This is a genomic window from Micromonospora sonneratiae, assembly GCF_042679305.1.
Classification (GTDB): domain Bacteria; phylum Actinomycetota; class Actinomycetes; order Mycobacteriales; family Micromonosporaceae; genus Micromonospora_H; species Micromonospora_H sonneratiae.
On the sequence record NZ_JBHTMP010000008.1, the window covers coordinates 94,594 to 116,965 of the forward strand.

A 22,372-nucleotide genomic window follows, 5' to 3' on the forward strand; every position below is an offset into this window, starting at 1 on the left:
GCCCGGCAGCCGTCAGGATTACCGACATGCCCCTGCGTTTCGCGCTCGACCCGGAACTGACCCCCGAGCTACGTCAGCAGCTCGTGACGCTGTGGGTGGACGCGACGAATGCCGGCGGTGCGGTCGGCTTCGTCGCACCGGTCACCCCGGAAGAGGTCCAGCCGGTCGCGGAGGCGACCTTCGCCGGGGTCACCGACGGTCCGGACCGGCTACTGGTCGGATACGAGGGCCGGCAGCCCGCGGCGATGTTGTTCTTCGCCGACAACCGGTTCGCGCTCAAGGACCACTACTGCGTCCTCAAACGGGTGATCGTCCACCCGGACCGGCAGGGCCATGGCTACGGCATGGCGCTCATGCGCGAGGCCGAACGCCTCGGCCGGGAGATCGGTTACGAGGCGTTGCACATCACCGTACGGGACGGCCACGGGCTGGACCGGTTCTACCAGCGATGCGGCTACAAGGAGGTCGGACGGCTGCCCGGCGCGCTCCGGGTCGCCGCCGGCGACGACCGTGACGAGATCATGATGTGGCTGCCCCTGTCCTAGCCGCTTCGACCACGCTGCTGGACGGTCTCCGTCAGGGCAGCAGGCGTACCTCGTCGCCGACGTGGACCTCGCCGGTGCCGTCCGGTACGAGGTTCAGGCCGAAGAGCAGACCCTGGTCGACGTTGCGGTGCCGGCCCAGCGTCCGTAGCGGCTCCCGCCCCCGCTGACCGGTCTCCTGGTCGGTGGTGGTGACCACGCAGCGGTCGCACGGCTTGACCGCCCGGAAAACCACCGTGCCGATCTGTAGCCGCCGGCCGAGCCAGTCGTCCTCGGCCCACGGTTCGGCACCGTCGACCACCAGGTTGGGCCGGAACCGGGCCATCGGCAGCGGCCCTTCCTCACTGCCCGAATCCCGGATCCAACCGTTGAGCACGTCGAGCGAGGCGGTGTTGGCCAGCAGCACCGGATAGCCGTCGGCGAAGCTGACCCGGTCACCGGGCTCGCCGTACCTCGGGTTGACCGGACGCACGGTCGGGTCGCCCAGCCAGACGAGCCGCACCTTACGGTCGAGCAGCTCGCCGAGCCACTCGTCGGCCGTCGGCCCGGCGAACCGGGCCGGCAGCGGCGTCGTACTCCGGAACACCCGGACCTCGACCTGGTCCCCGTCGACCGGTTCGGGCAGTTCCACGGTCGGCAATCCGGCGGCCCGCAGTTCCAGGCCGCCGGGCCGGACCTGCGCCCGGAGGGCGGTCAGCCGGGTGGTCTCACGCTGGGTGACGCCGACCCCGTCCTCGTCGAGGATCATCCAGCGTCGGTCGCCGGCCAGGCCCCACGGTTCCACCGACGCGCCGTCGTGGTCCAGCCGGTGACACCCCTTGATCGGGTACGTGTGAATCGACGCCAGTCGCATGTAAGCAGCTTTCCACAGCCGCACCGGACTGTGAATCGCCTGATGCGTCCGTCACCAGGCGGCACCGATCCCGTCACCGGGAAACCAGTGCCGGGCCGGGGTCTCCCGATAGGCGAGGAACCGACGGCCGGTGCGTTCGGCGTGCTCGGCCAGCACGTTGGTGATGGTGACGTTGTCGGTGAGCAGCAACGCGTCCGGGCTGAGCTTGGCCTCGACCGCCTCGAACTCACGCCGTTCGTGGGTCACACTGTGGTCGCTGTCGTGCAGGAAGATGTCGACCGGGCGGTCCAGTTCGGCGATCGAGGCGATTGAGTCACCGACGACCAGGTCGACGACGCTCGCCCAGGGTTCGGCGCGGGCCAGGTAGCCGGCCTCGGGGTTGATGTCCAGCGAGGTGAGCCGGCCGGGTGTCCCCTCGGCGGCGTTGCGTAGCAGGGCCGAGGCCAGTACGCAGGTGCCCAGCCCCTTGTCGACGCCGGTCTCCACCACATGGGCCGGTCGGGTGGCCCGCACTATGGCGTACCAGCCGATCCGTCGCGCGTAGCGCACCTGACGGTCGGCCAGGCCACGCCGCGCCGAGGCCGCCGTCGCCCGTTGGATGTGCGTACGCAGATCGTCGTCGGCCTCGATCTCGGCGAGGTATGTCCGGATCTGTTTCACCGGTACGACGCAGATCACGCTGACGAACCAGGCGAGGTGCTCGCGGCTGAGCCGGGTCAGGTCGTAGGTGTAGTTGTGATGTTCGCGGGAGGTGACCAGCCATCGAGCTGACACCCCGAGCACCCGGGCGTTGTGCCGGGCAACGCGCAGCAGCCGCTTGGGAAAGGCCGCTACCGGCGCAAACGGGCTACGGGCAATCGCCCGGCGGAACTGCAGGGCATTCATCCACATGGTTCTACCACGTTTCCGGCGAGGATCTGCGCGGAAGCGGGACATCGACCACGGCGGGGCATCGGGCGTCGGTGACCAGTCAGTACCATCGCCGTATGCCGCAGAGTCAGCAGTCTGCTGAAGTCGAAACGACCGTCCCGGAAGACCAACCCTCCGATGTAGAGCCCATCGAGGCGAAGAAACCGCGACGCCGTAAGGGACGTCGAATCGTCCTGATCACTCTACTGGTGCTGGCGTTACTCGGCGTGGGAGGTGCCGTCGCGGGAGGGCTCTACCTCCGGTCGGTCGAGTCGGGCATCGAACGGGTCGACGCCTTCGAGGAGGTACCCCAGGCGGATCGCCCGGAGATCGTGGCCAAGGAGGCCATGAACATAATGATCCTCGGCAGCGACTCCCGTGACCCGGAAAAGACCACTGGTTCCCGTACCGACACGATCATTCTGGCCCATGTTCCGCAGGACCGGAAAAGCGCACAACTGATCTCGATCCCCCGGGATACCTGGGTGCAGGTACCCAAATCGAAGGACGGCCAGCACGGCGGCCGGGAAGCCAAAATCAATGCCGCGTACGCCTGGGGCGGTGTTCCGCTGATGGTGCAGACCGTGGAGAAGTTCACCAAGGTTCACATCGACCACGTCGTGATCATCGACTTCGCCGGCTTCAAGGAAATCATCGACGCGCTGGGCGGCATCGACATCAACTCCGAGAAGTCCTTCACCTCGATCCACCCGCCGTTCCGCACCTTCAAGCAGGGGATGCAGCGGATGGACGGCGAGACCGCACTCGACTACGCGCGCCAGCGTAAGCAGTTCGCGGACGGCGACTTCGCCCGCATCCGGCACCAGCAGCAGGTAATCAAGGCGATCCTGGACAAGGCGGCGTCCGGCGGACTCCTCACCAACCCCGGCAAGCTGAACGACTTCATCCAGGCCGCCTCGAAGTCGGTCTCGGTCGACAAGAAGATGTCCCTCATGGACACCGCGTCCCAGCTGCGTAACCTGCGTGGCGGGAACCTGGTCTTCATGACGAGCCCCACCAGGGGTACCGGCAAGGTCGGCAGCGAGAGCGTGGTCTTCGCGAACGAGGAGAAGGCGAAGACCTTCTACGATGCCGTACGACGCGACGCGGTTTCGGAGATCATGAGCGCCGCGAAATAGGGCGCCGGAGTCGACCGTCCGGCGAGGCGCCACCGTCAACCCATCACACGGGTGTCACGGCCGGCACCCGTATCGGTCAGGTGCTTCGAAGATTGCCCTGCCGGTCAGTAGGCGCCCCGCCGGGCCATGACAACGCTCACCGTACGCCAGAGAATTCCGAGATCGTAGGCGAGCGACCAGTTGTCGACGTAGTGCAGGTCGAGCCGGACGGCATCGTCCCAGCTGAGATCCGAGCGACCGGAGATCTGCCAAAGCCCGGTGATCCCGGGTCGGACCAGCAACCGCCGACGGACATCCCCCTTGTAGTCGTCGTCTTCGGTGGGTAACGGTCGTGGTCCGACCAACGACATCTGTCCCATCAACACATTGATCAGTTGTGGCAGTTCATCCAGCGAGAACGCGCGCAGGTAACGGCCGATCGGCGTGACCCGTGGATCATCACGGATCTTGAACAGCAGACCGTCGCTCTCATTCTGTCCTCGCAACGCCTCGAGCCGTTGTTCCGCATCGGTGTACATCGTGCGGAACTTCCAGACCTTGAAGGCCCTGCCCCGATAGCCGATCCGGGTCTGCCGAAACATCACCGGCCCGGGATCGGTGACTTTGATGGACAGCGCGATCGCGATCAGCACCGGGCTCATCAGGACGAGACCGCCCAGGGCGGTGAGCCGGTCCAGCAGCCCTTTGACCAGCAACGAGAGTCCAGAGAGCGTCGGCTCCTCCACGTTGAGCAGCGGCAGCCCCTCGACCGGCCGGACATGGATCCGGGGGCCGGTGACGTCGGTGACCTGGGGCACCACGACCAGGTCGAGACCAGTTCCCTCAAGCTGCCAGGCCAGCCGACGCAGTTCGTACGACTCCAGACTGGCCGGCCCACACACAGCAATGGTGTCCGCGCCGATCTGCTGCACCAGCGGCACCAGTTCCCAACCCACGTAGACGGGAACGGGCGCGGTGACCCGTTCACCTGGTCGGGGATAGTGCGGCAGATGGATGGCGATCGGTTGCAGGCCCGCACCCGGGTTCCGCGTCGCGATGTCGTAGAGCGCCATTGCGTCGGAGAGCTTTCCGACCAGCAGCGTCTTCTGCCCCCCGCGTCGCCGGGTACGCCGCAGGTACTGCAGAACGGTACGGGCCACAAACCGGCTGGTCAGGCTGTAGACCAGAACCGCCAGGATGACCACTACCACCGTCATTCGGGAGAGGTCCTTCTTGAAACCGAGCGCGAGGAAGGACACGGTGGCGGCCAAGGCGACGCTGGACCGTGCCACCCGCTTGAGCTCCTCGGTTCCGATCCCGAGCGCGCGCCGGTCGTAGGCTCCGCACGCCGCGAGCAGCACCATCCATCCGGCAGGAACACCGAAATTGGCCACCAGCACGAAGAGTCCGTCGACGCCGCCCGGCACGTCCGGATCGTGGAATCCGGCGTCGGCTTTGTCGAGCAACGCGATCGTCGTCCGGCTCGCCGCCAGGGCACTGAGAAAGTCCAACAGAAGGAGCCAGGCCACATAGGGCCGGTGCCAGTTGACCCGCGGTACGACCGGCCGGGCGAACGCCGCACGCGCGATGCCGTTTGAGGGCGTGATGACGCCGGTGTCACTGGCCGCCGGTGGCTGCGGAGAGCCGCCCGAGCGGAAGTCGATGTGCGTGGACACGGCTTTCCTCTTCTGGTCACCAATCGGATGGGAACCGCGAGGTGACCCTATGCCTACACGGGCGCCCTGCCTAGGTGTCCAGTCCGCAGCCGGGTCGCACGGTTCAGCCGCCAGGTGCCCCGGTCCGGTCTTCCCGCAGCGCATCCACCAACGCGCTGTGCGCCAGCTTCGGCTTCATCTCTGAATCGAACAAGCAGGCCGCGCCGTAGCCCGGGTAGTTGTACGGAATCCAGCTTCTGGCGTCAGTAAAACCCCAGAGCGTGAACGACTCGCAGGTGGACACGGCCAGGCAGGCGGCCAACATTTGCTCGTAGAGCATCGCCTGGCGGGCCAGCCTCTCCGGCGTCACCGGCAACTGGATCCGGACGTCCAACTCGGTGATGGCGACCGAGAGCCCCCGGTCCGCGAAGCGACGCAGGTTACCCGCCACCTCCACCGGCGCCTTGTCCCACTGGAGGTGGCTCTGGAAGCCCACCCCGTGGATCGGCACCCCGCTGGCTCTGAGCTTGCTGACCAGCCGCAACAGACCGTCAGCCTTTCTGGTGCGTCCCTCGGTGCCGTAGTCGTTGATAAAGAGCCGGGCATCCGGGTCAGCCGCATGCGCCCAGCGGAAGGCGTCGGCGATGTAGTCCGGGCCGAGCTTGCGCAGCCAGATCGTGTCCCGCAGAGAGCCGTCCTCATCCAGCACCTCGTTCACCACGTCCCAGGCCCAGATCTTTCCACGGTATCGGGAGACGACGGCCGTGACGTGCTGCCTGAGCAACTCCCCCAGTTCCTCCGCCGACCACGACTCCGACACCCATGACGGGACACTGCTGTGCCAGACCAGGGTGTGCCCGTACATCGCCAGGCCGTTCTCCTCGGCGAAGGCCACCAGGTCGTCGCTGACCTGCCAGACATACGTGCCCGGAGTCGGTTGCAGCTGACTCCACTTCATGGCGTTCTCGGCGGTCGCAGCGTTGAAGTCCCTGCCGAGTACCGCACGGTACCGGGCGTCGGTGGCCAGCACCCGTCCGTCGACCGCCGTACCGATCCGCACGTTCGATGGCATGAGGCTGCGCAGCGCGGGCCAGTCGGGCACGACCGGGGCTGCGCCCTCCTGCGCATCACCGCGCTGGGAACGAACATAGGCCCCACAAGCCGCGAGAAGTAACGTCACCACAGCCAGCACCGTGATCCACATTCGCCCGGAGGGCCGACGCGTCCGACTGGTCGAAGGTCCCACGTGTACCGGCATCCGCCGAGGAATGGCAAAGCGGTCAGGTCGGGCCCGTACCGTGGTGCCGCGCACGTCTTCGGCCATCATCGTCCCCAACTGAAGCAGCGACGCCAGCGCGACGAGGACCAACGGGCGGCCCCCGGCGATCCTACGATGTCGGCTCCAAACGCACAGCTTAGCCGCCATCTGCGGAATCACGGTGTGCATGTATCATTCAACGCTCGCCCATCACGATCCGTCACTCGAACTTCGCAGCAACACGTGAGGATGAGGATTTCGCACATGTCGCGGCACCTCCAGTGAACGCCGCGACAAGGGCACCTGCCGACCGCCGAGCTTCCGCCCTCATCCGGACCGGCGCACTGTCGATGCTCGCGCTGGTGGCGGTCGGAGTCACCCGTATCGTCCATGGCTCCCTCACCAGCCGCGCCACCGACCAGGAGACCTACGGTCTCGTAGGCATCATGCTGGCCGCCAGCATGATCGCCAGCCTGCTCCTGCCCGGCGGTCTCTCCAGCGGCATCGCCAAGTTCGTCGCCTTCCATCGTGGCGCGGGTGACGTGGCAGGTGCCTGGGCCGCACACCGGTTCCTCTCCCGTCTCGGACTGGCATCGTCGGTCGGCCTCGGCGTGCTCAGCGCCCTCGTAGTGGGACGACTCCACCAACTCGACCCGCTCGACGCCACTTCGTTGGCGCTCCTGACCGCCACCTACTCGCTCTACACCCTGGACAAGGCTGCCATGTACGGTCACAGCCTCGTCCCCCAGTACGCCCGGATCGAACTCGGCACGTCACTGTTGGCGATCGTCACGACCGTGGTCGTGATCGTTACCGGGGAGAGCGCCTACCTCCTACCGCTGTGCCTGGGCTACGGGTCGTTCGCCGTGCTGTGCCGTCGTCAACTACGCCGGCACCGCCGGTCGGAAGGGGTGACCGAGCAGGGCTCCTTCGACCGCCGTCAGGTGCTGACGTTCGCCGTTCTCGGCAGCATCGGGACCCTCGCCAGCGCAGGGTTCCTCCAGGCGACCCAACTTCTCGCGGGACAGTTCGCCGCACCGGCCGAGGTGGCCTTCCTAGCGGCGGCGGTCGCCCTCATCGCGCCCCTGTACTTCCTGCCGAGGGCGATGGCACTGGCACTCTTCCCGGCGATGGCCAGCGCCCACGGGTCGGGCGACCGATCGGCGGTAAGGAAGCAGGTGGACGCCTCGACCCGGGGTCTCGCCGTGACCATGACGCCAGTTTTCCTGGTAGGTCTTCTGGCCGCACCGCTCATCCTCAGCCTCTACGGCGGCAGCGAATACGCCGACGGTGCCGGAGTTCTCCGAATCATGCTCTGCGCCTCCTACTTCGGCATCCTGCAGGTACCTTCGGTGAACGCCCTGGCCAGCGGGGCACCCGCGCAGGCGCGCATTCCGGTCGTCTCCGCAGTCGTCGGCTGTCTCGTCGGCCTCAGCGTCGTGATCGCCACCGCCGGGTCCATGGGCGCGATGGGGGTGGCCATCGGCTACCTCGTAGGCACCACGATCACCGCGCTCATTCCCATCGTCGCGATCTGGCGGATCCATCAGCTAACCTGGGCCGGCGTCCTCACCCGGTGCGTCACGTTGATCACCATCGGCACATTGGTCACACAACTCGACCTTCTGCTCAACTGGTCGTGGTCGACGGCGGTGGTTGCCGGCACCGTCCTCGTAGTGGCCCTGGCGGTGCTCAGTGGCGACCTGCGGCGGCTGCTCTGGCTGCTACGCCAGGGTCGCACGTCGCGCGCCGGCCAGGATCCCGGCCCTCGACCCGAATCACCAGCCCTTCAGGGAGAAACTCCGTGACCGCAGCCTCCGGCGCCCGACCACAGGCGCTACCGCCGGCCCGCCCGCTCCGCATTCTGGCGGTCACCAACCTGTGGCCCGAGAACGGGAGCTATCGAGGCATCTTCGTGCAGCGTCAGGTCTCCGCAGTGCGGGCACTCGGACACCATGTCGATGTGGAGGTGATCGCCCAGTCCCGAGGTAAGCACGACTACTTCACCGCAGTGCCACGGGTGCGGCGGCGGGCCCGACAGGGCGACTACGACATCGTGCACGTGCACTACGGCATGGCCGCGCCAGCAGCCCGCCTTACCGGCCATCCGGCCACGGTGCTGTCGTTGTACGGCAGTGACATCAACGTCCCACGTCAGCGCCTTATGACCAGACTTGGTTGGGGTACCAGCCGGGCCCGCATCTACGTGTCCCGTCGACTTGCCGAGACGGCCGGGGATCCCGAGGGTCACGTCATCGCCAACGGAGTGAACTTCGAACTCTTCCAACCGAGTGACCGGCTCGCCGTCCGACAGAAGCTGGGGATTGCCCCCACCGCCAAGGTCGTGCTCTTCGGTGCCGATCCCGCCCGTCCAGTGAAGAACTACGGCCTTTTCCGTGAAGTCATCGCCGAACTGCAGCGGCGGGACGATTCAGTACAGGAACTGGTCCTGCATGCCGAAGGTCAGTCGGAGACCGACCTGGTACGCAAGTACGATGCCGCCGACGTCCTGCTGTTCACCTCACATCGAGGCAGTGAAGGATCACCCACCGTCGTGAAGGAGGCCGTCGCGATGGGCCTTCCTGTCGTCTCGGTGGACGTCGGGGACGTCGCGGAGGTCCTGGACGGCGTACGACCGAGCGCCGTGGTCCGGTACCCGACGGGACCACTCGAGGGCATGACACACACCCGCCTGGTGGCGGAACTGGCCGACCGCACGGCGGAGATCCTCACTGACGGACGACGTGCCGACGGGCGTGAGCAGGTCTCCTGGCTGGATGAGCGTCTCGTCGCACAGCGAATCACCGAGGTCTACCGCACGGTACTCGCGTCGTCACCACGGCGCTGATCACCCACTCCTACGGCCGGTCGCCACTGTCCTACCGTCCACAGAGGCTTGTCCGCTCTCCCGGCGACGCTTCCCGCACCAGCTTGGCCGACAGAGTGCAGGCATCACCGACGGACCGAGGTCACAAGCCACTTGCCTAGTTCACTAAGTGCACGGAACGCGACGACGGACAGGGCGATGCCGGGAACTCGTGGCATGCTGTACTTCTGAATGAGCCTGTACCACACGGAAAGTCCCGCCAGCCGGCGGCGACTGATGTTGCCGCCATGCCGGTGAAACCTGACGACCGGATACGGAAGATGTTGGGGCTGTAGGCCGCTGCTGAGTACGCGGAGAATCAGCTCGACGTCGACCTTGATCGGGATCTGCTCGTCGTAGCCCCCAAGCCCTTCGAGAAGGGTCCGGTCGACCGACATGCCGGAGTGTTTGAACGGCAGTCGCGGCCGAAGCATGACCGCCCAGAGCATTCTCCGCGCTGTCCGATACGTGGGCAGCCTGATGATCTTACTATGACCGTGTCCGGTGATCTCCTCGTAGTCGGTGTATAGCCAGCCCGCCCCGGTGGCAGTCAGGAATTCATGGATGCGGCTGAGACCGTCCACAGTCAACTCGTCGTCCGAGTCGAGAACGGTGACGAAGCGGCCACGGGCCACTCTGAGCGCGATGTTCCGCGCTGCGCTGATCCCTGTCGCACGCTGACGGACCAGCCGGATGCGCTGGTCGGCCAAGAGACCCGCCTCGGCCAATGCCTCCTGGACCGGCACCACGGATCCGTCGTCCACCACCACGATCTCGAAGTCGCCGAACGCCCCGGCGAGAACGCTGTTGATTGCCTGGACCAGGAGGACCGGACGGTCCCGAACCGCGATGCAGACCGAGATCGCTGGCGCCACTGGTGCTGCGGACTCAACCGCCTTGAATGCTTGGCGATCAGTCGCCGGGCCGCCGTCTTTCCCGGGAATCGCGGTGGAGGTGCCGGCGGGCGGCTGCGTCGAGGCGGACGTCGGTCGATGGCTCATCGGCCCGGCAACCCACGGCCCGCCGGGCTGTGCCCCAATACGCCCATACTCCCGTCACCCCCGTACTGGCCACCTTCGCAGCGACAATTGTCGGCGACGTCCTGAGCAGCAGAGAGTCTAACCTTCACGGTTACGGCACACCACCGCCTATAGATCATCGCGGTTTGGGTCGATTCCCGGGCCTCACTCCGCTCGCTCAGTCCGACGGCGACGGTCGTCGCATCCTCCGCGCCGTGGCAAGAATCTCCTCAGTCGACAGAACCTGTGTATCGGCGTCCCCATCATCGGAAGGGCCACGAAGTGTGGGCAACTGCGCCGTGTCCGCAGTGTAGACAAGGGACTCGAGCTCCTTGGCACGACGCTGCGCCCACCAGGCGATACCGACGATCGCCCAGAGCAGCGCTGGCAAGAGCGGATCCTCGAAGGCCGGCGACAGGAACGCCGCGACTACGCTGAACACCATCGCGGCGATGCCCCAGGCCATCGCCGCAGTGACAGGCGGGCGATGCACCGCTTTCCGACGGCGGGCCCGCATCAGCGGGGAAATCAAGGGCCGCACAATCAGCACGAGCCAGGCTAGGTACGCCGCCAGTCCGAGGACTCCCACCTCCATGACGAGATGCAGCCAGAAGGAGTCGATCTGGACGGCCTGGAAGCCGTATCGATTGAAACCCCCGGGCCCCAGTTTCGGATTCTTGTGCCAGTCCGGGTTGTTCTTCTGTGCAACGACGCCGCCGAACTGTCCGATGCCGAAGCCGAGCAGCGGTTGACGAGGCAGGATGTCGACCACCTGTTGCAGGTACAACACTCGAATCTCGCGGGGCGGCGCAGGCGAGGGACGTCCGACGCTGGTTGGTGAGGGCTTGGCTGTCGGCTTAGGGGTCGCGGGGGCGCTGGCCTTCGAAGCAGTCGGCTTAGGCTCAACCGTGCCAGCGCTGGCCTTCGAAGCAGTCGGCTTAGGCTCAACCGTGCCAGCGCTGGCCTTCGAAGCAGTCGGCTTAGGCTCAACCGTGCTCGGCGCGGGTTTGCTGCTGGTGGCCGCAGACGTGCTCTGCGGACTGCGCTCGCTGCCGGCCGGATGGTAGATCCCGGCCACGACGTTACTGATCCGTCGCTCCCACTCCGCACGATTGTCGGGCCGGGCGACGATCTGGGTCACCGTACAGACGACGAGAACAAGGCAGATACCCATCACCCGACGTGCGCCCTGCGGCACCAGTATCGCGACCAGCACCCCGGCTATCAGCACACCCAGCAGGGACTCCCGCGACTGGCTCGCGGAGAGCGCGAGCGCGACCAGGCTCGCGACCACCCACCAGGCGAATCGGACCCGGTTGACCGTCACCCACGCAATGAACCCGAGTAGGGCGAGACCAAGCACGTGGCCGAGGTGATTCGGGTGGGACAGCAAACCCTGCGCCCGGCTCTGCTCCGCCCAGGTCAGGTCTACCCAGCCGAGTACCGAGTAGGCGGACCGTCCCACCACCATCTGTATGACGGCCAGCAGCACGTTCAGCCCGATCACCGCGCCCACTACCAGGAGCAGCCGGCGGACCATTGTCTCGTCGAGGTCTGCAGCACGGAGAGCGTAGAAGATGACTACGCCACGGAAATATACAAAGAGCGCCTCCCCCATCAGCGTGAGGGAGGAATCGTTGACCACACCGGCCAGCACCATGACCAGGCCCAGCACGAGCAGCGCCAGATCGGCGCCGGTCTGGAAGCGGCGCCACAGCCGGTCGACGGCGACTTTGACGACCGTGAGTGCGGCTAGGAGGAGGTAGAGCCCGGATTTGAGCGTCTTGGGCCACTGCGCAGCCGTTTCCAGATTGACCCGTGGGTCCTCGCTCGTGGGCCCGGTCAGGACCTGTGCCCATGTTTCGAGCAGCACATGTACCAGAAGGACACCCACGACCGACACGAGCACGATCGAGAGCAGCTGTGACAGCGGTCTCAGGCGAGCGACGTCCGGATCGGCGCGTCGAACGGCGAAAGGGGATGACACGCCGCAAGAACCTTTCAGTCGCAACTGACCCGTCAATTACATGACGCTAGCAGCCGTGCGACGACGCGGTGCAGACGACCGAGGCTACGGAGAGTCCACAATCGAGCCGAAAGGACCGTAGACGCTCCGCATCGGCCTCAGCGACGACGGATCGTCATGCGCACGATGAGCACGACGAGCCCGACGATCAGTGCTCCAGCGACTCCGCCGAGTAGCATAATCGGCCAGATTGGCCGTCCCGACGAGTCGTCCTCCGCTTTCTGGCGCTCAGCGGCAATCTGGCGGTACGCCTGCGCCAGCAGGTTGGTGGGCGATTCCGTGGCGGCCTTCTCCAGTTGCGAAACGGCGGTCGAGTGCCGTCCGGCGAAATACGCGTCGAGCCCGTCGCGGTACGCCCTGTCCGGGGCGCCGAGTTCGTTCTTCACACCCGACTCCGTCAGCAGTTCAAGCAGGCTGGTGGTCGGTAGCACCACTCGGTTCGCCCGGTCGGGCCGCGCCAGATCCTGATCCACCATCCCGACGACCCGACCACTCGGGTCAAGGGCCAGTCCTCCATGGGAGTTGGCACCGACGTCGTCATTGATCCGGTACATCGACGCGTCGCCCCGCCGAGCGGTTCCGGTGACTGTCACCAGCTTCGGCCGCGGCGTGTAGCTGGCCGTACGGAAATCGGTGTCGTCCGTACCGAAACCGACCACGAGCAGCGAGCCACCATCCTTGACCTCGGCCGAACCGCTCAACTCCACAACCGGGAGATTCTCCCTGGCGAGTTTGATCAGTGCGGTATTGCCGCTCTCTGCCGGCCGCGCCTTGACTAGCTCGGCCGGAATCGCCGGATCCCCGACGGCATTACCCTTGGCATCGTTCAACTGGCCGTACAACTGGCTGGTGGGCGCCGACCCCGGATCGATTCCCGTGAACTCGGTCTTCTCAAGGTTGGATTTGATGTAGTTGTCGACCTGCCCGGAAGCGAGCGTCCCTTCCCGCACCAGCATCCGGGCAGCCGCGTCGAGGGCGATCTGGCGGACGGTCTCCGCCGACGGCTGCACGCAGGAACTACTGGTGAGCACGTGCCCGCCGGTGGTCACCACGAAGCCGCTGCACCGACGATTGAAGGTGATCGGCGTCGCACGCACCGGTGCCTTGGTCGCCCGATCCCGCAGGTAGCCGGTGAAGACCGCCTCGATGAAGACCAGCGATGGTGCCGCAGTCGCCAACGAGCGCTCCTCCGGACCGTTCGGCGGAAACAGCGCCCAGGGCTTCAGGCTGGGGCCTGTCACGCCCGCCGGCGGGAAAGCCGAACTGCCAGGTTCCGGTTGCGCGGCCGGTTCCTTCGTCCCGGAGCCGAACCAGAACACCAGTCCGCCCCCGGTGGCCACAAGCACCAGGACGAGTGCCACGACCGCGACCCAGAGCCCGGTCCGCCGCTTGGGCGGTGGTGATGGCTGGATCCGACGTACCGGGGCGGAGAACGGGTCGTACGGCGCAGGATCGGCGGACCACGGTTCCTGCACTGGACTGGTCACCGCCGGCCACGGCTGACGTTCTCCGCCCACGCTGGGCGGCGCGGACACCGACTGCGGTGGAACGGAAACGGGCTGCGGTGGCACGGAAACCGGCTGCGACGGTAGCGACATCGGCTGCGGCGGTACGGAAACCGGCTGTGGTGGCGCGGACACCGGCTCTGTTGGGCCCATCGCCGGCTGGGGCGGCGAAGATACCGGTTGTGGTGGCGCGGACACCGGCTGAGACGGCTCCGGCTGTGGCGACGCCTGCTGCGACGGTAGCGACACCGGCGCGGACGGCCCGGTCGTCGGCGTCACCGACGGCGGGGTGCCCGGTTCGGGGTGCAACTCCATACCGAGGGCCCGGAAAAGGTGCTGGGCGCCGAGTCCACCCTCGGACGGGTAAGCCACCCACGGGTAGCTGGCTGAGAAGTCGGCCCGTTCGTAGCGGGGACCGGTGGCGGCCTTCGACATCGCCTCGGCCGCGTTGGCAAATGCCTCGCGCCAACGTTGATCGGCGGCAGCAGCGCCCTCCAGCACCGCGACCGTCACGGGTCGGCCCTGTCCGTCGACGGCCCACCAGGCTTTGCCTACCAGGCAGACACCCATCGTCTCGGTGAACCTGTACGGACCATCCGGCTGCATGTCTACCCCTCCCCGCTCACCCGACGTGCGGATCTTACCGAGACAGCGCTCACCGATCTGTCCAGCAACCGTCTCAACCGCACCCACCAACCGGTTCGCGACGATTGCCTAATGAAAGTTCTCATGCATAGAGTCGCAGCATGAATAACGGAGCTGCCGTGGTGCCCGTTGAGCGGGTACTCGATCTGTTCCACGGCGTACGGCTCACTCCGACCCAGCGCCGGATCGCGCACTGTCTGGTGCAGCACGCGACCGCCGCGGCGTACCTCTCCGCCGCCGAGGTGGCCGAACTGGCCCAGGTCAGCCAACCCTCGGTAACCCGGTTCGCGATGGCACTGGGCTTCGACGGCTACCCCGCGCTGCGTCGCCGGCTACGTGAACTCAACAACACCAGCACCGCCGAGCATGCCGAGAACGAACTACAACGGGCGGTTCAGGCCGAACGCGAGAACCTCGCCCGGCTGACCGAGCAACTGACCGACCGTGAACCGATCACCGCCGCTGGAGCACTGCTGGCCGCCAGCCGTCCCCTGCCGGTAGTCGGCCTACGCGCCGCCGCGCCGCTGGCCGCGTACTTCGCCTACTTCGCGGCCAAGGTGCACCCGGACGTCCGGGTGCTCGACGACGGCGGCAGCCTCCTCACCGACCGGCTGGAGCAGGCCGGCGCGGCGGGAGCAAGCGCCCTGCTGGCGTTCCTGTTGCCCCGCTACCCCCGGGAGACGCTCGACGCGCTGGGCGAGGCCCGCGCCGCTGGGCTCCGCATCGTCGCGATCACCGACTCCCCGGTCAGTCCGGCGACGGAGTACGCCGACATCGTGCTGCCCGCCGCAGTCGGCGCGCACCTCGTCTTCGACCTGCACACCGCCCCGATGGCGCTGGCGATGGTGGTGCTCCAGGCCATCTGCGACGCCATGCCGGCGGAGACCCAGCGCCGGCTGGAGGCGTTCGAGTCCTCCGCCGCCCGTCGTCAGTTGTTCCTCGGCTAAGGAGGAGACCCGAGATGTACCAACCCGTCCGTGCCGCCCGCGGCACCACCCGTACCGCCCGGGGTTGGCCGCAGGAGGCCGCCCTGCGGATGCTGATGAACAACCTCGACCCGGAGGTCGCCGAGCGCCCCGAGGACCTGGTCGTCTACGGCGGAACCGGACGCGCCGCCCGGGACTGGCCGTCATACCACGCGCTGGTCCGTACGCTGCGCGACCTGAAGGACGACGAGACGATGCTGGTGCAGTCCGGCCGTCCGGTCGGCGTGATACGTACCCACGAGTGGGCACCCCGGGTGCTGCTGGCCAACTCCAACCTGGTCGGGGACTGGGCCACCTGGCCGGAGTTCCGCCGCCTCGAACAGCTCGGCCTGACCATGTACGGCCAGATGACCGCAGGTTCCTGGATCTACATCGGCACCCAGGGCATCCTCCAGGGCACCTACGAGACGTTCGCCGCCGTTGCCGCGAAACGGTTCAACGACACCCTGGCCGGGACACTGACCCTGACCGCTGGCTGCGGCGGGATGGGCGGGGCACAGCCGCTGGCCGTCACCATGAACGGCGGGGCCTGCCTGATCGTCGACGTCGACCCGGCCCGGCTGACTCGCCGGGTGCAGAACCGCTACCTCGACACGGTCGCCGCCTCGCTCGACGAGGCGGTGGCGCTGGTCGTCGCGGCGAAGCAGGAGCGCCGGGCGCTCTCGGTCGGTGTCGTCGGCAACGCTGCCACCATCTTCCCCGAACTGCTCCGCCGGGGCGTCGAGATCGACATCGTGACCGACCAGACCAGTGCCCACGATCCACTGTCGTACCTGCCCGAGGGGGTGGAGTTGGCCGACGCGGCGGACTACGCGGCCAGCAAGCCGACCGAGTTCACCGAACGGGCACGAGCGTCGATGGCGAAACACGTCGAGGCGATGGTCGGTTTCCTGGACGCCGGGGCCGAGGTGTTCGACTACGGCAACTCGATCCGGGGCGAGGCACAGCTCGGCGGCTACGACCGGGCGTTCGACTTCCCCGGCTTCGTGCCCGCGTACATCCGGCCGCTGTTCTGCGAGGGCAAGGGTCCGTTCCGCTGGGCGGCGCTCTCCGGCGACCCGGCCGACATCGCGGCCACCGACCGGGCCGTGCTGGACCTGTTCCCGGAGAACGAGTCGCTGGCCCGCTGGATCCGACTGGCCGGCGAGCGGGTCGCCTTCCAGGGCCTGCCGGCCCGGATCTGCTGGCTCGGCTACGGTGAACGGGACCGGGCCGGGGTGCGGTTCAACGACATGGTCGCCTCCGGCGAACTGTCCGCCCCGGTGGTGATCGGTCGGGACCATCTGGACTGCGGCAGCGTGGCCAGCCCGTACCGGGAGACCGAGGCGATGGCCGACGGCTCGGACGCCATTGCCGACTGGCCGCTGCTCAACGCACTCGTCAACACCGCCTCCGGCGCGTCCTGGGTCTCCATCCACCACGGCGGCGGGGTCGGCATCGGGCGGTCCATCCACGCGGGCCAGGTCTGTGTCGCCGACGGCAGCGCGCTGGCCGGTCAGAAGATCGAACGGGTGCTCACCAACGATCCCGCCATGGGTGTCATCCGGCACGTCGACGCCGGCTACGAGGCTGCCCGCAGCGTCGCCGACGCCACCGGTGTCCGCGTTCCGATGGCCGAGTAGTAAGGAAGAGCCCCTTGTCATCGCATTCTGTGGAAAAAGGGTCCCTTCCTGACCGGTTCCGCGACCTGTGGAACCAGCTCGCGCCGATCGGACGGGACGAAAACACCGGCGGCTACCTGCGCTACACCTGGACCGAACCAGAACTGCGGCTACGCGACTGGTTCCGGGATCAGGCCGCCCAGCGGTCGATGCCGGTCACCGAGGACGGCAACGGGAACCTGTTCGCCTGGTGGGGTGACCCGGCCGACGGGAACGCCGTACTGGCCGGCAGCCACTTCGACTCGGTGCCACACGGGGGTGCCTACGACGGCCCGCTCGGCATCGTCAGTGCACTGCTGGCCGTCGACGAGCTACGCCGGGCCGGGGTCGCCCCGACCAGGCCGGTCGGGATCGTCGCGTTCGCCGAGGAGGAGGGGGCCCGGTTCGGCGTACCCTGCCTCGGGTCACGGCTGCTCACCGGCGCGCTGGCCCCGGACCGGGCGGCGGCGCTGGTCGACCAGTCCGGGGTGAGCCTGGCCGAGGCCCTGGGCGACCGGCCGGCCGGGGCCGACCCCACCCTGCTGGGCCGGGTCGGGGCCTTCGTGGAGCTGCACGTCGAGCAGGGCCGCGCACTGGTCGACCTGGACTCACCGGTCGCGGTGGCGAGTGCGATCTGGCCGCACGGCCGGTGGCGGTTCGACTTCACCGGCGAGGCCAACCACGCCGGTACGACCCGGATGGCCGACCGCCGGGACCCGATGCTCACCTACGCGTTCACCGTGCTGGCGGCGAACAAGGAGGCCCGGCTACGCGACGCGCACGCCACCATCGGCCGGGTACGGGTCGAGCCGAACGCGACGAACGCCGTTCCCGCCCGGGTGACCGGGTGGCTGGACGCCCGGGCCGCCGAGCCGGACACCCTGGCCGCCCTGGTCGAGGCGCTCGGGACGAAGGCAGCCGAACGGGCCCACCGGGACGGTACGCAGCTGTCGGTGACCGAGGAGTCGGTGACTCCCCTGGTGGGCTTCGACGCGGGACTGGCCGGACGGCTACGGGACCTGCTGGACGTACCGGTGCTGCCGACCGGGGCGGGCCACGACGCCGGCGTGCTGTCCGCACACGTACCCACGGCGATGCTCTTCGTACGCAACCCGACCGGGGTGTCCCACTCCCCCGCCGAGTCGGCCACCGACGAAGACTGCGCCGCCGGGGTCGCCGCCCTGGCCCGGGTGCTGACGGAGTTGTGTCGATGACCGCCTACTTCGCCGAGTACGCCTGGCTGCCGGACACTTCGGCACCGACGGCCGACGTGCTGATCGAGGTCGCCGACAGGCGGATCACCGGGGTGACCGCTGGCGCACCGGCACGATCCGACGCCGTCCGGCTGCCCGGGCTGACCCTGCCCGGCCTGGCCAACGCCCACTCGCACGCCTTCCACCGGGCGCTGCGTGGACGTACCCACGGTGGTCGGGGCGACTTCTGGAGCTGGCGGAACCTCATGTACGCCGTCGCCGACCGGCTCGACCCGGACAGCTACCTGGCCCTGGCCAGGGCGACGTACGCGGAGATGGCGCTGGCCGGAATCACCTGCGTCGGCGAGTTCCACTACCTGCACCACCGCCCCGAGGGGGGCCGCTACCACGACCGGAATGCGATGAGCGCGGCGCTGGTCGAGGCGGCGGCCCAGGCCGGCATCCGGATCACCCTGCTGGACACCTGCTACCTGACCGCCACGGTGGACGGGCAGCCGCTCACCGGGGTACAGCGCCGGTTCGGCGACGGCGACGCGTACCGCTGGGCCGAACGGGCCTCCGCCTTCGCACCAACCAGCCGCAACGCCCGGGTGGGTGCGGCGGTGCATTCGGTACGGGCGGTGCCCGCCGAGCAGTTGGCGGTGGTGGCCGCCTGGGCAGACGAGCGCGGGGAACCGTTGCACGTCCATCTCTCGGAGCAGCCGGCGGAGAACGAGGCGTGCCTGGCCCGGTACGGGTGCACCCCGAGTGAGCTGCTGGCGGAGCATGGTGTGCTCGGCCCGGCCACGACGGCCGTGCACGCCACCCACCTGACCGACGCCGACCTGGCCCGGCTCGGCGGGACCGGCACCGGCGCCTGTTTCTGCCCGACCACGGAACGGGATCTGGCCGACGGCATCGGGCCCGCCCGGGAACTGGTCGACGCGGGCAGTCCGCTGAGCCTCGGCAGCGACAGCCACGCGGTGATCGACATGTTCGAGGAGGCCCGGGCGGTCGAGTTGGACGAACGGCTGCGTACCCGGCAACGCGGTCACTTCACCGCCGCCGAGTTGCTGGTCGCCGCCACCGCCACCGGCCACGCGGCCCTGGGCTGGACCGACGCCGGCCGGATCGCGGTCGGGCAGCGGGCCGACCTGGTCACGGTGCGGTTGGACAGCGTACGCACCGCCGGTGTGCCACCGGTCGGTGTGTTCTTCGCAGCCGGTGCGGCCGACGTCACCGACGTGGTGGCCGACGGCCGGCCGGTGGTCCGTGACGGACGGCACGTGACCATCGACGTACCGGCCGCGCTCCGGGAGTCGATCGCGGCGGTGACCCGATGAATGCCCTGGCCACAGTGAGCGAGGTGACCTCATGAGCCCTCGGACCGACAGCAGCCTGCTGGTCGACGACATCGGCGAACTGGTGACCAACGTCGCCGGCACCGGAGAGGGTGGACCGCTCGGCATCCGACGCGGGGCGGCGGTACTGATCGAGGGCGACCGGATCGCCTGGGTCGGCCCTGCGAAGTACGCCCCGGCCGCGGATCGACGGATCGACGTCGGGGGCGCGGCGGTGCTGCCCGGGTTCGTGGACAGCCACGCACACCTGGTCTTCGCCGGGGACCGGGCGGCCGAGTTCGCGGCGCGGATGGCCGGGCAGCCCTACACCGGCGGGGGGATCCGCACCACGGTCGCCGCAACCCGGGCCGCCAGCGACGACGAACTCCGCGCCAACGTCGCCCGCCTGCACCGCGAGGCGCTGCGGCAGGGCACCACCACGATCGAGATCAAGAGCGGCTACGGCCTCAGCGTCGCCGAGGAGGCCCGGTCGCTGCGGATCGCCCGTGAGTTCACCAGCGAGACGACGTTCCTCGGGGCGCACGTGGTGCCGACCGAGTACGCCGACCGGCCCGACGACTACGTGGGCCTGGTCTGCGGGCCGATGCTGCGGGCCGCCCTGCCGTACGCCCGCTGGATCGACGTGTTCTGTGAGCGGGGTGCGTTCGACGCCGACCACACCCGGGCGATCCTGACCGTCGGGCAGGCCGCTGGTCTGGGCGTACGGGTGCACGCCAACCAGCTCGGTCCCGGACCGGGCGTACAACTGGCCGTCGAGGTCGGGGCGGCCAGCGTCGACCACTGCACCCACCTGTCCGACACCGACATCGAGGCGCTGGCCTCCACCACTGTGGACTGGGTGTCCGGCCCGGAGACGACGACCGTGGCGACGCTGCTGCCGGGCGCCGAGTTCTCCACCCGGTCCCCCTATCCGGACGCCCGCCGACTGCTCGACGCCGGGGTCACCGTGGCGCTGGCCACCGACTGCAACCCCGGCTCGTCGTACACCTCGTCGATGCCGTTCTGCGTCGCACTGGCCGTACGCGAGATGGGGATGACCCCGGCGGAGGCGGTCTGGGCGGCGACGGCCGGCGGCGCGCGGTCGTTGCGCCGCGATGACGTCGGTGTGCTGCGTCCCGGGGCCCGGGCCGACCTGGTCGTCCTGGACGCCCCGTCCCACCTGCACCTGGCCTACCGGCCGGGAGTTCCACTGATCAGCAAGGTCCTGCACAACGGAGTGCCGCAATGAGTGAGCGAAGCGAACGAAGCGCCGTGATTGTCCAGCCCACCGGGATCTCCCCGGCCGACGTGCTGGCCGTGGCCCGGGGCACCGCGACCGTGTCCCTCGCCCCGTCCACCGTGGCGGCGATGGTCACCAGTCGCACCATCGTGGACGAAATCGAGCGGGACGGGCGACCGGTGTACGGCGTCTCGACCGGGTTCGGGGCACTGGCGAACACCTTCGTCGCCCCGGAGCGGCGGGCCGAGTTGCAGCACGCCCTGATCCGCTCGCATGCCGCCGGGGTCGGCGCGGCCATGCCGCGCGAGGTGGTCCGGGCGATGATGCTGCTGCGGGTACGCTCCCTGGCGCTGGGCCACTCCGGGGTCCGACCGCTGGTCGCACAGGCCCTGGTCGACCTGCTCAACCACGACGTCACCCCGTGGGTACCGGAGCACGGTTCGTTGGGTGCCTCCGGTGATCTGGCGCCGCTGGCGCACTGCGCGCTGGTGCTGCTCGGCGAGGGCTGGACGGTGGGCAAGGGCGGTGTCCGGGAGGAGGCGGCGCAGGCCCTGCACCGGGCCGGACTGTCGCCGATCGAGCTGTCCGCCAAGGAGGGCCTGGCGCTGATCAACGGCACCGACGGCATGCTCGGCATGCTGCTGCTGGCGATCGAGGATGCCACGCACCTGTTCACCATGGCGGACGTGACCGCGGCGCTGGCCATCGAGGCGATGCTCGGCTCGGAACGCCCGTTCCGGCCGGAACTGCACGCCATCCGCCCGCACCCGGGGCAGGCGGTCTCGGCCGCCAACATCCACCGGCTCCTCCAGGGCTCGACGATCATGGACTCGCACCGTGACGACCTGGCCCATGCGGTGCAGGACGCGTATTCCATGCGGTGTGCTCCCCAGGTGGCGGGTGCCGCCCGGGACACGCTCTCCTTCGTGGAGGGTGTGTCGGCCCGGGAACTGGTCTCGATCGTCGACAACCCGGTGGTGCTGCCCGACGGGCGGGTGGAGTCGACCGGTAACTTCCACGGCGCGCCGCTGGGCTTCGCCGCCGACTTCCTGGCCATCGCCGCCGCCGAGGTCGGCTCGATCTCCGAACGCCGGGTGGACCGGCTCCTCGACGTGTGCCGCTCGCGGGACCTGCCGGCCTTCCTGTCCCCCGACGCCGGGGTCAACTCGGGCCTGATGATCGCCCAGTACACCGCTGCCGGCATCGTCGCGGAGAACCGACGGTTGGCCGCCCCCGCGTCGGTGGACTCGCTGCCGACCAGCGGGATGCAGGAGGACCACGTATCGATGGGCTGGGCGGCGGCCAAGAAGCTCCGTACGGTCCTGGACAACCTGACCAGCCTGCTGGCGGTGGAACTCCTCGCTGCCGTACGCGGGTTGCAGTTGCGGGCCCCGCTCACCCCGTCACCGGCCGGACAGGCAGCGGTGGCCGCCGTACGGCAGTTCGCCGGGGAACCCGGGCCGGACATCTTCCTCGCCCCGGCGATGGAGGCCGCCCGTGGCGTGGTCGCCGGCCGGGAACTGCGGGCAGCGATCGAGGCCGAGGTCGGCCCGTTGGCCTGAAAAGAGGGGCTCCTT

At 68.5% G+C, this 22,372-nt stretch carries 17 protein-coding genes; 10 read left to right on the forward strand and 7 right to left on the reverse strand.

Translation table 11 applies throughout. The annotated features are described in order from the left end of the window. Positions 1 to 26: 26 nt before the first annotated feature. Entirely contained in the window at positions 27 to 545 is a 519-nt protein-coding gene (locus ACFQ4H_RS07520; RefSeq protein ID WP_377568436.1) for a GNAT family N-acetyltransferase, read from the forward strand. Positions 546 to 576: 31 nt separating this feature from the next. On the opposite strand, the gene ACFQ4H_RS07525 is transcribed toward ACFQ4H_RS07520, so the two are convergent. Further along, positions 577 to 1,395 (reverse strand): MOSC domain-containing protein, encoded by an 819-nt coding sequence (locus ACFQ4H_RS07525; RefSeq protein WP_377568439.1) that lies wholly within the window; start codon positions 1,393 to 1,395, stop codon positions 577 to 579. 51 nt (positions 1,396 to 1,446) lie between these two features. Then, positions 1,447 to 2,280, reverse strand: a complete 834-nt coding sequence (locus ACFQ4H_RS07530) for a class I SAM-dependent methyltransferase (protein WP_377568442.1) — start codon at positions 2,278 to 2,280, stop codon at positions 1,447 to 1,449. A gap of 101 nt (positions 2,281 to 2,381) precedes the next feature. Between ACFQ4H_RS07530 and ACFQ4H_RS07535 the strand changes: the two genes are divergently transcribed. Then, positions 2,382 to 3,443 (forward strand): LCP family protein, encoded by a 1,062-nt coding sequence (locus ACFQ4H_RS07535; RefSeq protein ID WP_377568444.1) that lies wholly within the window; start codon positions 2,382 to 2,384, stop codon positions 3,441 to 3,443. Positions 3,444 to 3,547: 104 nt separating this feature from the next. On the opposite strand, the gene ACFQ4H_RS07540 is transcribed toward ACFQ4H_RS07535, so the two are convergent. Continuing rightward, positions 3,548 to 5,098, reverse strand: coding sequence for a sugar transferase (locus tag ACFQ4H_RS07540; protein WP_377568447.1), 1,551 nt, complete (start codon positions 5,096 to 5,098; stop codon positions 3,548 to 3,550). A gap of 103 nt (positions 5,099 to 5,201) precedes the next feature. Then, positions 5,202 to 6,179, reverse strand: a complete 978-nt coding sequence (locus ACFQ4H_RS07545) for an endo-1,4-beta-xylanase (protein ID WP_377568449.1) — start codon at positions 6,177 to 6,179, stop codon at positions 5,202 to 5,204. A gap of 518 nt (positions 6,180 to 6,697) precedes the next feature. Here ACFQ4H_RS07545 and ACFQ4H_RS07550 point away from each other — a divergent pair. Further along, positions 6,698 to 8,143 carry a lipopolysaccharide biosynthesis protein gene (locus ACFQ4H_RS07550; protein WP_377568451.1) on the forward strand — a complete coding sequence of 482 codons (1,446 nt, stop codon included), beginning with the start codon at positions 6,698 to 6,700 and terminating at the stop codon, positions 8,141 to 8,143. After that, positions 8,140 to 9,183, forward strand: a complete 1,044-nt coding sequence (locus ACFQ4H_RS07555) for a glycosyltransferase (protein ID WP_377568454.1) — start codon at positions 8,140 to 8,142, stop codon at positions 9,181 to 9,183. Before ACFQ4H_RS07550 ends, ACFQ4H_RS07555 begins: the two co-directional genes overlap by 4 nt. A gap of 104 nt (positions 9,184 to 9,287) precedes the next feature. On the opposite strand, the gene ACFQ4H_RS07560 is transcribed toward ACFQ4H_RS07555, so the two are convergent. The 3 genes from ACFQ4H_RS07560 to ACFQ4H_RS07570 all read right to left on the reverse strand — a co-directional run bounded on the left by ACFQ4H_RS07560 (position 9,288) and on the right by ACFQ4H_RS07570 (position 14,357). Further along, positions 9,288 to 10,202: a glycosyltransferase family 2 protein gene (locus ACFQ4H_RS07560; RefSeq protein ID WP_377568457.1), complete on the reverse strand. Its 915-nt coding sequence runs from the start codon at positions 10,200 to 10,202 to the stop codon at positions 9,288 to 9,290. 196 nt (positions 10,203 to 10,398) lie between these two features. Further along, positions 10,399 to 12,243 (reverse strand): hypothetical protein, encoded by a 1,845-nt coding sequence (locus ACFQ4H_RS07565; RefSeq protein WP_377568460.1) that lies wholly within the window; start codon positions 12,241 to 12,243, stop codon positions 10,399 to 10,401. Between the two features lie 101 nt (positions 12,244 to 12,344). Further along, positions 12,345 to 14,357 (reverse strand): trypsin-like peptidase domain-containing protein, encoded by a 2,013-nt coding sequence (locus ACFQ4H_RS07570; RefSeq protein ID WP_377568463.1) that lies wholly within the window; start codon positions 14,355 to 14,357, stop codon positions 12,345 to 12,347. 140 nt (positions 14,358 to 14,497) lie between these two features. Here ACFQ4H_RS07570 and ACFQ4H_RS07575 point away from each other — a divergent pair, with 140 nt between their 5' ends. From ACFQ4H_RS07575 to hutH, 6 genes are read left to right on the forward strand one after another with little or no spacing between them, the layout of a single operon-like run. Then, positions 14,498 to 15,343, forward strand: a complete 846-nt coding sequence (locus tag ACFQ4H_RS07575; protein ID WP_377568466.1) for a MurR/RpiR family transcriptional regulator — start codon at positions 14,498 to 14,500, stop codon at positions 15,341 to 15,343. 14 nt (positions 15,344 to 15,357) lie between these two features. Further along, positions 15,358 to 17,004 carry a urocanate hydratase gene (hutU, locus tag ACFQ4H_RS07580; RefSeq protein WP_377568468.1) on the forward strand — a complete coding sequence of 549 codons (1,647 nt, stop codon included), beginning with the start codon at positions 15,358 to 15,360 and terminating at the stop codon, positions 17,002 to 17,004. A 14-nt stretch (positions 17,005 to 17,018) separates the two neighbouring features. Beyond that, the gene (locus ACFQ4H_RS07585; RefSeq protein WP_377568470.1) at positions 17,019 to 18,236 is read left to right on the forward strand and encodes an allantoate amidohydrolase; all 1,218 of its coding nucleotides are present in this window, start codon (positions 17,019 to 17,021) and stop codon (positions 18,234 to 18,236) included. Next, positions 18,233 to 19,558, forward strand: a complete 1,326-nt coding sequence (locus tag ACFQ4H_RS07590; protein WP_377568472.1) for a formimidoylglutamate deiminase — start codon at positions 18,233 to 18,235, stop codon at positions 19,556 to 19,558. The genes ACFQ4H_RS07585 and ACFQ4H_RS07590 overlap by 4 nt, the downstream gene beginning before the upstream one ends. Positions 19,559 to 19,589: 31 nt before the next feature. After that, positions 19,590 to 20,804, forward strand: coding sequence for an imidazolonepropionase (gene hutI, locus ACFQ4H_RS07595; RefSeq protein WP_377568474.1), 1,215 nt, complete (start codon positions 19,590 to 19,592; stop codon positions 20,802 to 20,804). Then, on the forward strand, positions 20,801 to 22,357 hold the full coding sequence (gene hutH, locus ACFQ4H_RS07600) for a histidine ammonia-lyase (RefSeq protein ID WP_377568477.1): 1,557 nt from the start codon (positions 20,801 to 20,803) through the stop codon (positions 22,355 to 22,357). Before hutI ends, hutH begins: the two co-directional genes overlap by 4 nt. Positions 22,358 to 22,372 lie beyond the last annotated feature (15 nt).

Excerpts from the sequence above, each read along its gene's own strand:
- ACFQ4H_RS07520 (WP_377568436.1), top strand. The coding sequence starts at position 27 with ATGCCCCTGCGTTTCGCGCTCGACCCGGAACTGACCCCCGAGCTACGT.
- ACFQ4H_RS07525 (WP_377568439.1), bottom strand. The coding sequence starts at position 1,395 with ATGCGACTGGCGTCGATTCACACGTACCCGATCAAGGGGTGTCACCGG.
- ACFQ4H_RS07530 (WP_377568442.1), bottom strand. The coding sequence starts at position 2,280 with ATGAATGCCCTGCAGTTCCGCCGGGCGATTGCCCGTAGCCCGTTTGCG.
- ACFQ4H_RS07535 (WP_377568444.1), top strand. The coding sequence starts at position 2,382 with ATGCCGCAGAGTCAGCAGTCTGCTGAAGTCGAAACGACCGTCCCGGAA.
- ACFQ4H_RS07560 (WP_377568457.1), bottom strand. The coding sequence starts at position 10,202 with ATGAGCCATCGACCGACGTCCGCCTCGACGCAGCCGCCCGCCGGCACC.
- ACFQ4H_RS07570 (WP_377568463.1), bottom strand. The coding sequence starts at position 14,357 with ATGCAGCCGGATGGTCCGTACAGGTTCACCGAGACGATGGGTGTCTGC.
- ACFQ4H_RS07575 (WP_377568466.1), top strand. The coding sequence starts at position 14,498 with ATGAATAACGGAGCTGCCGTGGTGCCCGTTGAGCGGGTACTCGATCTG.
- hutU (WP_377568468.1), top strand. The coding sequence starts at position 15,358 with ATGTACCAACCCGTCCGTGCCGCCCGCGGCACCACCCGTACCGCCCGG.
- ACFQ4H_RS07590 (WP_377568472.1), top strand. The coding sequence starts at position 18,233 with ATGACCGCCTACTTCGCCGAGTACGCCTGGCTGCCGGACACTTCGGCA.
- hutI (WP_377568474.1), top strand. The coding sequence starts at position 19,590 with ATGAGCCCTCGGACCGACAGCAGCCTGCTGGTCGACGACATCGGCGAA.
- hutH (WP_377568477.1), top strand. The coding sequence starts at position 20,801 with ATGAGTGAGCGAAGCGAACGAAGCGCCGTGATTGTCCAGCCCACCGGG.